Annotated in this window: 8 protein-coding genes; 5 read left to right on the forward strand and 3 right to left on the reverse strand. The window is 71.0% G+C overall.

Translation table 11 applies throughout. From position 1 onward, the window contains the following. Positions 1-38: 38 nt before the first annotated feature. Genes KUF83_RS30935 through KUF83_RS30945 form a run of 3 tightly spaced genes read left to right on the forward strand, consistent with a single transcriptional unit; the run spans position 39 to position 3,316 of the window. Positions 39-1,385 (forward strand): histidine kinase, encoded by a 1,347-nt coding sequence (locus tag KUF83_RS30935; RefSeq protein ID WP_308403211.1) that lies wholly within the window; start codon positions 39-41, stop codon positions 1,383-1,385. Further along, positions 1,382-2,047 (forward strand): response regulator transcription factor, encoded by a 666-nt coding sequence (locus tag KUF83_RS30940; protein ID WP_217458299.1) that lies wholly within the window; start codon positions 1,382-1,384, stop codon positions 2,045-2,047. Before KUF83_RS30935 ends, KUF83_RS30940 begins: the two co-directional genes overlap by 4 nt. Before the next feature lie 42 nt (positions 2,048-2,089). Next, a complete protein-coding gene (locus tag KUF83_RS30945) occupies positions 2,090-3,316 on the forward strand; it encodes a cytochrome P450 (RefSeq protein ID WP_217458300.1) in 1,227 nt (408 codons plus the stop codon). A 461-nt stretch (positions 3,317-3,777) separates the two neighbouring features. On the opposite strand, the gene KUF83_RS30950 is transcribed toward KUF83_RS30945, so the two are convergent. After that, entirely contained in the window at positions 3,778-4,644 is an 867-nt protein-coding gene (locus KUF83_RS30950) for a diacylglycerol kinase (RefSeq protein ID WP_217458301.1), read from the reverse strand. Positions 4,645-4,843: 199 nt separating this feature from the next. Here KUF83_RS30950 and KUF83_RS30955 point away from each other — a divergent pair, with 199 nt between their 5' ends. After that, positions 4,844-6,130 carry an adenylosuccinate synthase gene (locus KUF83_RS30955; RefSeq protein WP_217458302.1) on the forward strand — a complete coding sequence of 429 codons (1,287 nt, stop codon included), beginning with the start codon at positions 4,844-4,846 and terminating at the stop codon, positions 6,128-6,130. Between the two features lie 270 nt (positions 6,131-6,400). Then, complete coding sequence (locus KUF83_RS30960; protein ID WP_217458303.1) at positions 6,401-6,691, forward strand: hypothetical protein; 291 nt, start codon at positions 6,401-6,403, stop codon at positions 6,689-6,691. A gap of 79 nt (positions 6,692-6,770) precedes the next feature. Here the strand turns inward: KUF83_RS30960 and KUF83_RS30965 are convergent, their stop codons facing one another. Together KUF83_RS30965 and KUF83_RS30970 are read right to left on the reverse strand one after the other, a co-directional pair. Next, positions 6,771-7,421 carry a hypothetical protein gene (locus KUF83_RS30965; protein WP_217458304.1) on the reverse strand — a complete coding sequence of 217 codons (651 nt, stop codon included), beginning with the start codon at positions 7,419-7,421 and terminating at the stop codon, positions 6,771-6,773. Between the two features lie 184 nt (positions 7,422-7,605). Further along, a partial coding sequence (locus KUF83_RS30970; RefSeq protein ID WP_217458305.1) for an FCD domain-containing protein occupies positions 7,606-7,942 on the reverse strand: 337 nt, incomplete at its 5' end.

Below are 7,942 nucleotides of genomic sequence, written 5' to 3' on the forward strand. Positions count from 1 at the left end.
GACGACCGCTGCCCCCACCTCCGCCTACCGTTCTGTATGTGACCGAGACGACACAGACACAGACGAGGCCGCCGGGCGATGGCCTGGCGCGCAGTCCCGAGTTCCAGCTCGTGATGGACGCGTCACGAGGGCTGCGGCAGGACCTGTTCGACAACGCCTTCGCCGTCCGCCCGCTTCCGCGGATGCGTGTGGACGGCCCCCTCACCCGACTGCTGCCGCCGCGCCTGCGTGAGTGGGCCACCCGGACCCCGCACGTCCTGGTGGCACTGGCCGGAGTGGTGGCGCTGCTCATCTCCCTCGCGGGCAACGGCGGCGGTGATCTCGCGCAGCTCCTGACCGGCATGCTCGCGCTCGGCACGATCCTGCTGACGCTGCTCAGGCCGGTCGCCGCCTTCTGGATCTCCCTCGCGATGACGCCGGTCGTGGCCCTGCTCGACGACGGCTACGGGAGCGACTGGCCCTGGCTGCCCGGCGCCTTCGCGACCCACCTCGTCGTGCTCACGGTCGTGGCGCTGCGGACCAGGCCCCGCACGGCGGCGTGGATGTGGGGACTGACCGCGGCCTACGGCCTCTTCACCGAGGTCTTCTTCGGGAGCAGCCACTACTACACGAACACGATGCCCTTCCTGTTCGTCTGCGCCCTGGCGCTGCTGGTCGTCACGGTGTGGCATGTGCGGCACGACGCCGCGCGGAAGGTGACCGCCCAGCAGACCGTGACCGCGACCGAGCGTTCCAAGCGCACCCTTCTCGAAGAGCGCACGACCATCGCCCGCGAGCTGCACGACGTCGTCGCGCACCACATGTCGGTCGTCGCCATCCAGGCGGAGGCCGCGCCCTACCGCGTGGAGAACCCCCCGCCGGAGCTGGAGTACGCCTTCTCGGTGATCAGGGAGAACGCCGTCATCGCGCTCTCCGAGCTGCGCCGGGTCCTCGGGGTCGTCCGGGCCGAGGACTACGAGGCCCCGGACGCCCCGCAGCCCAAGCTCGCGGACCTGGACCGCCTCCTGGAGAACGTGCGGGACGCGGGCCTCCAGGTGGACCGGACGGTCACGGGCGCGGTGCGTGAGCTTCCCCAGGGCGTCGAGCTGTCCGCCTACCGAATAGTCCAGGAGGCCCTGAGCAACAGCCTGCGCCATGCGCCGGGCGCCGCGGCCAAGGTGGAGATCAGCTATGTGCTCGGCGGACTGGGACTGCGGATCGTGAACGGTCCGGCGACCGGGCTCGTCAAGCCGTCACCGGGTGCCGGGCACGGCATCACGGGCATGAGGGAGAGGGTGTCGATGCTGGACGGGGAGATGACGGCGGAGGCGACGGACGACGGGGGCTACGCGGTCGAGGTCTTCCTGCCGGTCACGGCGGCCGTGCAGACGGAGGACTCGGCATGACCATCCGCGTACTGATCGCCGACGACCAGATGATGGTTCGCGAGGGGTTCTCGGTGCTCCTCGGCGCGATGCCGGACATCGAGGTCGTCGGCGAGGCGGTCAACGGCCGGGAGGCCGTCGACCGGGTCCGGGAGCTCGCGCCGGACGTCGTCCTGATGGACATCCGGATGCCCGAGATGAACGGCATCGAGGCGACACGAGCGATCGTGGCGGCGGACGGCGCGGCGAAGGTGCTCGTGCTGACGACGTTCGACCTCGACGAGTACGTGTACCAGGCGCTGCGCGCCGGAGCCTCGGGATTCCTCCTGAAGGACGCCTCGGCCCGGCAGCTCGCGGACGGGGTACGGGTGGTCGCGGCCGGCGAGGCACTGCTGGCGCCCTCGGTGACGAAAAGGCTGATCACGGAGTTCTCGAAGATCTCCGACGAACCCCGCCTCTCGGCGACCGCCCACGCGGCGTACGGGGATCTGACCGACCGGGAGACGGAGGTGCTGGTCCTCATCGCCCAGGGCCTGTCCAACGCGGAGATAGCCGGCCGCCTGGTCGTCGCGGACTCCACCATCAAGACCCACGTGAGCCGCATCCTCGTGAAACTGGGACTGCGGGACCGCACGCAGGCAGCGGTGTTCGCGTACGAGGCACGCCTGGTGACACCGGGCTGACAGGCCTGGTCAGACGGGGACACCTCCGGTTAGCGTCCGGTCATGGCAGCTACCGATATCCCGCCGGCGTTCGACCCCTGGGACCAGGCCTTCGTGGCCGACCCCTACCCCGCGTACGCCGAGCTGCGTGCCCGGGGCCGGGTCCACTACTACGAGCCCACCGACCAGTGGCTGGTGCCGCACCACGCGGACGTGTCGGCGCTGCTGCGGGACCGGCGGCTGGGGCGGACGTACCAGCACCGGTTCACGCACGAGGACTTCGGGCGGACGGCGCCACCGGCCGAGCACGAGCCGTTCCACGTGCTGAACGACCACGGGATGCTCGACCTGGAGCCGCCGGACCACACCCGGATCAGGCGGCTGGTGTCGAAGGCGTTCACCCCGCGGACGGTCGAGCGGCTGCGGCCCTACGTGGAGCGGCTGGCGTCCGAGCTGGTCGGTCAGCTGGTCGCGGCGGGCGGCGGTGATCTCCTGACGGACGTCGCCGAGCCGCTTCCGGTGGCGGTGATCGCGGAGATGCTGGGCATTCCCGAGTCGCAGCGGGCGCAGTTGCGGCCCTGGTCGGCGGACATCTGCGGGATGTACGAGCTGAGTCCGTCGCAGGAGACGGCGGCGAAGGCGGTGCGGGCGTCGGTCGAGTTCACCGAGTTCCTGCAGGAGCTGATCGCCGAACGGCGCAAGGAGCCCGGGGACGACCTGATCTCGGGGCTGATCGAGGCGTACGACGAGGGGGACCGGCTCACCGAGCAGGAGATGATCTCGACGTGCGTGCTCCTGCTGAACGCGGGGCACGAAGCGACGGTGAACGCCACGGTGAACGGATGGTGGGCGCTGTTCCGGCATCCGCGACAGCTGGCGGCACTGCGCGCGGACCGAGGGCTGGTGGGTACGGCGGTGGAGGAACTGATGCGGTACGACACCCCGCTGCAGCTCTTCGAGCGGTGGGTGCTGGACGAGATCGAGGTCGACGGGACGGTGATTCCGCGGGGGAGCGAGGTGGCGCTGCTCTTCGGGTCCGCCAACCACGACCCGGCGGTCTTCGACCGGCCGGAGGAGCTGGATCTGTCGCGTGCCACCGCCGAGAACCCGCACATCTCATTCAGTGCGGGGATCCACTACTGCATCGGTGCGCCGCTCGCCCGTCTCGAACTCGCCGCGTCCATGGGGGCGTTGCTGGAGCAGGCCCCTTCGCTTCGGCTCGCGGCCGATCCCCGGCAGAAGCCGAACTTCGTGATTCGAGGGCTGGAGGGGCTGCGGGTCGAGGTGTGACGGCAGTTCTGCGGGTGCGGGGAACTGCGGGAGCAGGGCGGCGCAGGCCCCCGCACAGGCGGCCGGCGCCAGGTGGGCGCCCGGCTGACACCTGACGCCCACCGGCATCGGCGCCGCCACGGCCACGCGGCTCCCTGAAGGAAGGGCCTCGGCTGTGGCCGGCGACATCGACATGGGGGCGGCGCACCGACGGCCAGGCGGCCGACGGGCCGTGCCCGGCCGCCCGCCCTCACGGCGCCGCAATTCGCCTTCCGCCCTCGAGCACGGCGAGGTCACCCGCCGCTGCCGCGCGGACCAGCCACCCGCCGACTGCCGCATGGACCGGTTCACCCGCCGCTGCCGCGCGAACCGGTCGCCCCCCGCCTGCCGCATGCACCGGTCACCCGCCGGGCTCCGGCGCCCCGGCCGGCCCGGCCCGGCGGCAGCCGTCGTCCGGCGGTGTCCCGCTCGCTCATGCCGCCTCACCCCGGCAGGGTGAGCCCCCAGGCTCCCTCCCGTACCGTCCACGTCCGGGTGCGGACGGGGCCGCCGACCACCGCGTCCGCCCGGTAGCGGAAGTCCGCGCCGGACACGGTGATGGTCCTGGCCGTGGCCTCCAGCGGCGCCGCCTCCGCGCCGACGGAGGCGGGCCTGACCTCGATCCGGGCGCCACCGCCGCTGCCCCCCGGAGTGATCGACACGGCCTCCACGGGCTGGTCCAGATCGACCAGCGTCACCCCGTCGACCTCGACCCGCAGCCGGGTGGGCCCGGGTGCGGAAGGCGTCGTGGCCCGGGCGGGCCGTGCCGCGAGCGTGCGGACGAGGGACTGGCAGGTGCGGAGCCAGGCATGGTGGTGCGCGCCTGCCTCCTCCGGGCTGCCCGTCCCGGCCGGGCCGCCACCGGCACCCCCGCCCAGCGGCGGAATCCGCAGAGCGCCCAGCACCACCCCGTCGCTGTCGTCGACCAGCAGGTCGAGCCGCCGCTCGGCCCCGTCGAGCACGGCCCGCGCCGCCGCGACGGCCCCCATGGGCACCCCGAGGGCCCGCGAGAGGGCCAGGGCCCCGCCGCTCGTGCCCACCGGCACCAGGGACAGCGCACATCCGGCCAGCTCGCGCCGCCGGTGCAAAAGGGACACAGCGCGCAGAAGCGCCCGGTCGTCCCCGATCACGACAGGCCGCCGTGAACCCCTCCGGGCGAGCACCCGATCGAATTCCTCGGGCCCGTCGGGGAGGCACACTTTCGTCGTCGCACCCGCGCTGAGCACGTCTTTCGCGATCCGTACCGCCTCACCGTCACCGTGACGGGCGACCGGGTCGATGACCACCAGGAGCTGGTCGGAAGTCGACACCTCGGTCCTGCCTCGCTTCCTCGGGTAGCATCTTTGTGCAAGAGCCCCTTGCGCTATTGCGCCAGGGGCTTCGTCTATTCCGGGGCATCCGGTCCGACGGTCGCGGCCAAAGGTGGTCGCCGGCGTACGCAGCCGTACCAGAATCAGCCGCGTACGCCCCCGACCTTGGACATGCCCCGCCCGGAAGGGGTGTACGCGCGTGCCCGCACTTGTGCTGCTCGGTGCTCAGTGGGGTGACGAAGGCAAGGGAAAGGCCACCGACCTGCTCGGTGGATCCGTGGACTATGTGGTGCGCTACCAGGGCGGCAACAACGCCGGCCATACGGTAGTCGTGGGCGATCAGAAGTACGCCCTCCACCTCCTCCCTTCCGGAATCCTCTCGCCGGGGTGTACTCCGGTCATCGGTAACGGAGTCGTCGTCGACCCGTCGGTCCTGTTCTCCGAGCTGAACGGACTGAACGAGCGAGGCGTCGACACCTCCAAGCTCCTCATCAGCGGAAACGCGCACATCATCACGCCTTACAACGTGACGGTGGACAAGGTGACGGAACGCTTCCTCGGTAAGCGGAAGATCGGCACGACCGGCCGGGGCATCGGCCCGACCTACGCCGACAAGATCAACCGCGTCGGCATCCGCGTACAGGACCTGTACGACGAGTCGATCCTGATGCAGAAGGTCGAGGCGGCCCTCGACGGCAAGAACCAGCTCCTCACCAAGGTCTTCAACCGACGCGCCATCGAGTCGGAGCAGGTCGTCGAGGAACTGCTGACGTACGCGGAGAAGCTGCGCCCGTACGTCGCCGACACGGTCCTCGTGCTCAACAAGGCGCTCGAAGAGGACAAGGTGGTCCTCTTCGAGGGCGGCCAGGGCACGCTGCTGGACATCGATCACGGCACGTACCCCTTCGTGACGTCGTCGAACCCGACCGCGGGCGGCGCCTGCACGGGCTCCGGCGTGGGTCCGACGAAGATCAGCCGGGTCATCGGCATCCTCAAGGCGTACACGACCCGGGTCGGCGCGGGCCCGTTCCCGACGGAGCTCTTCGACGAGGACGGCGAGGCGCTGCGCCGCATCGGCCACGAGCGCGGCGTCACCACCGGCCGTGACCGTCGCTGCGGCTGGTTCGACGCGGTCATCGCCCGGTACGCGACCCGCGTCAACGGCCTGACGGACTTCTTCCTCACCAAGCTCGACGTCCTCACCGGCTGGGAGCAGATCCCCGTCTGCGTGGCGTACGAGATCGACGGCAAGCGCGTCGAGGAACTTCCGTACTCGCAGACCGACTTCCACCACGCGAAGCCGGTCTACGAGATGCTGCCGGGCTGGTCCGAGGACATCACCAAGGCCAAGACCTTCGCCGACCTGCCGAAGAACGCGCAGGACTACGTGAAGGCGCTGGAGGAGATGTCGGGCGCGCCGATCTCCGCGATCGGCGTCGGCCCCGGCCGGACCGAGACGATCGAGATCAACTCGTTCCTCAAGTAGGCGGTTCAGCAGGGCTTTCGCGCCCCCGGTCGGCTTCGGTCGGCCGGGGGCGTCGTGCTGGGCGCCGCGTGTGCCCTGCCGGCGACGGGCCGTGGGCGCCGCGCCGCGACGGTGGTCAGGGGGCCCGAGCAGGTCGGCGGCCGGCCGGTGGGGAGGGGCGGGCGGCGCCGGGCAGCACGGCCCCATAACCTGCCAGGTCCGGTATGTCGGGCTTATCCTGAGCCTGTACGCGTGCGCGTGGATCCGCGAGATCAGGAGAAGGTGAGTGCGATGCGCGTCCTGCTCAAGGCGACCCTGGACACGGAGAAGTCGAACGAGGCGATCCGCAGCGGCAAGATGCCGGAGCTCATGAAGGAGGCCATGGACCACCTCAAGCCCGAGGCGGCGTACTTCGGCCCCCTGGGCGGACGGCGAACGGCCCTGCTGGTCCTCGACATGAAGGACAGCTCGGAGGTGCCTCCCGCCGGTGAGCCGTTCTTCACCATGTTCAACGCCGAGGTCGAGATGATCCCGATCATGAACGGCGAGGACCTCCAGAAGGGCCTGTCCCAGCTCCGCTGACCGGCTCGGCACACCTGCGCCTCGCGGGCGGACGCCCGCCCGCCGAGGCCGGGCGCCCGCGTCGCGCGATCATGGTGGTCTAGCTGAAGATGATCATCGAGCCCTGTGCCAGGCTGCGCGTCGCCGCCGCGTGCAGGCCGAGCCACACGTGCCGCTCGCGGGCGAACGGGCTGGAGTCGAAGGGGGCCGGCGCGGCCGGTTCCTCCAACTCCGTAGGGGCCATGGGAGGTTCGGGCGGCAGCGGCGGGTTGGCGGGGTCGATGCCGATCGACGGGGCGACGAATTCCAGCTCGCGCAGCAGGGTCTGGGACGAGCCCAGCGGGCCGCCCCCGGCGAGGAGTTCGTCGCTCGACAGCGGATGCGGGAAGTCGACCGGCACGTACGCGCCCGCGTGGTCGTAGTGCCAGACCAGGTGGGACTGCTGGGCCGTCGTGTCGAACATCTCCAGCAGCTGCTCGTAGTCGCCGCCCAGCTCGTCGACCGGGGTCACCGCCAGTCCGCACACCTGCAACAGGTACGCGCGGCGCAGGAAGTGCAGGGCGTCGTAGTCGAAGCCCGCGACCGGCGCCACATCACCGGAGAGCCCGGGCATGTACGCGTAGACCGGCACCGGCGGAAGTCCGGCCTCGCCCAGAACCTTGTCGTAGAGCGCGAGTTCCTCGGCGAAGGGGTTGTCGGGGGTGTGGCACAACACGTCGACGAGCGGGACCAGCCACAGGTCACAGGCCAACTGAGAGCTCCTCGCGTAGCACGGTGGTCCAGGAAGCGTAATGGGTGGAGGCGCGGTCGGTCCCCCTCGTGCGGGTCTGATACCCCACACCGGCCCGCCGACCGCACACGTACTGCATACGTACTGCCGGTGTGCCGCCGGCGTACTGCCGATCTGCCGTCGGCGTACTGGCGGCCGCCGGGTCTCAGTCCTGCGCCAGCCGCTCGATCAGTGCCAGCGAGTGGACGTTGTACTCCGTGACGATCGCGTGCGCGGCTGCGACGTCGCGGCGCGTGAGGGCGTCCACGAGGTCCGTGTGCTCGGCCCACAGATGACCGCGCAGGTTCTCGATCCTGCGCAGGTGCTGGACCGCGCACACCCACGACTGGACGCGCAGCCGGTGCAGGAAGTCGGCGAGGTGCACGTTGCCGAACAGGCCGCTGAGCTCGCGCCAGAAGCGCAGGTCGTAGCCGATGAGGATGTTCAGGTCGCCGGCCGCGGCGGCCCGCTGGGCCTCCTCGCCGCGGCGGCGCACCCCGGCG

The sequence above is a fragment of the Streptomyces sp. BV286 genome, from assembly GCF_019090165.1.
In the GTDB taxonomy this organism is placed as follows: domain Bacteria; phylum Actinomycetota; class Actinomycetes; order Streptomycetales; family Streptomycetaceae; genus Streptomyces.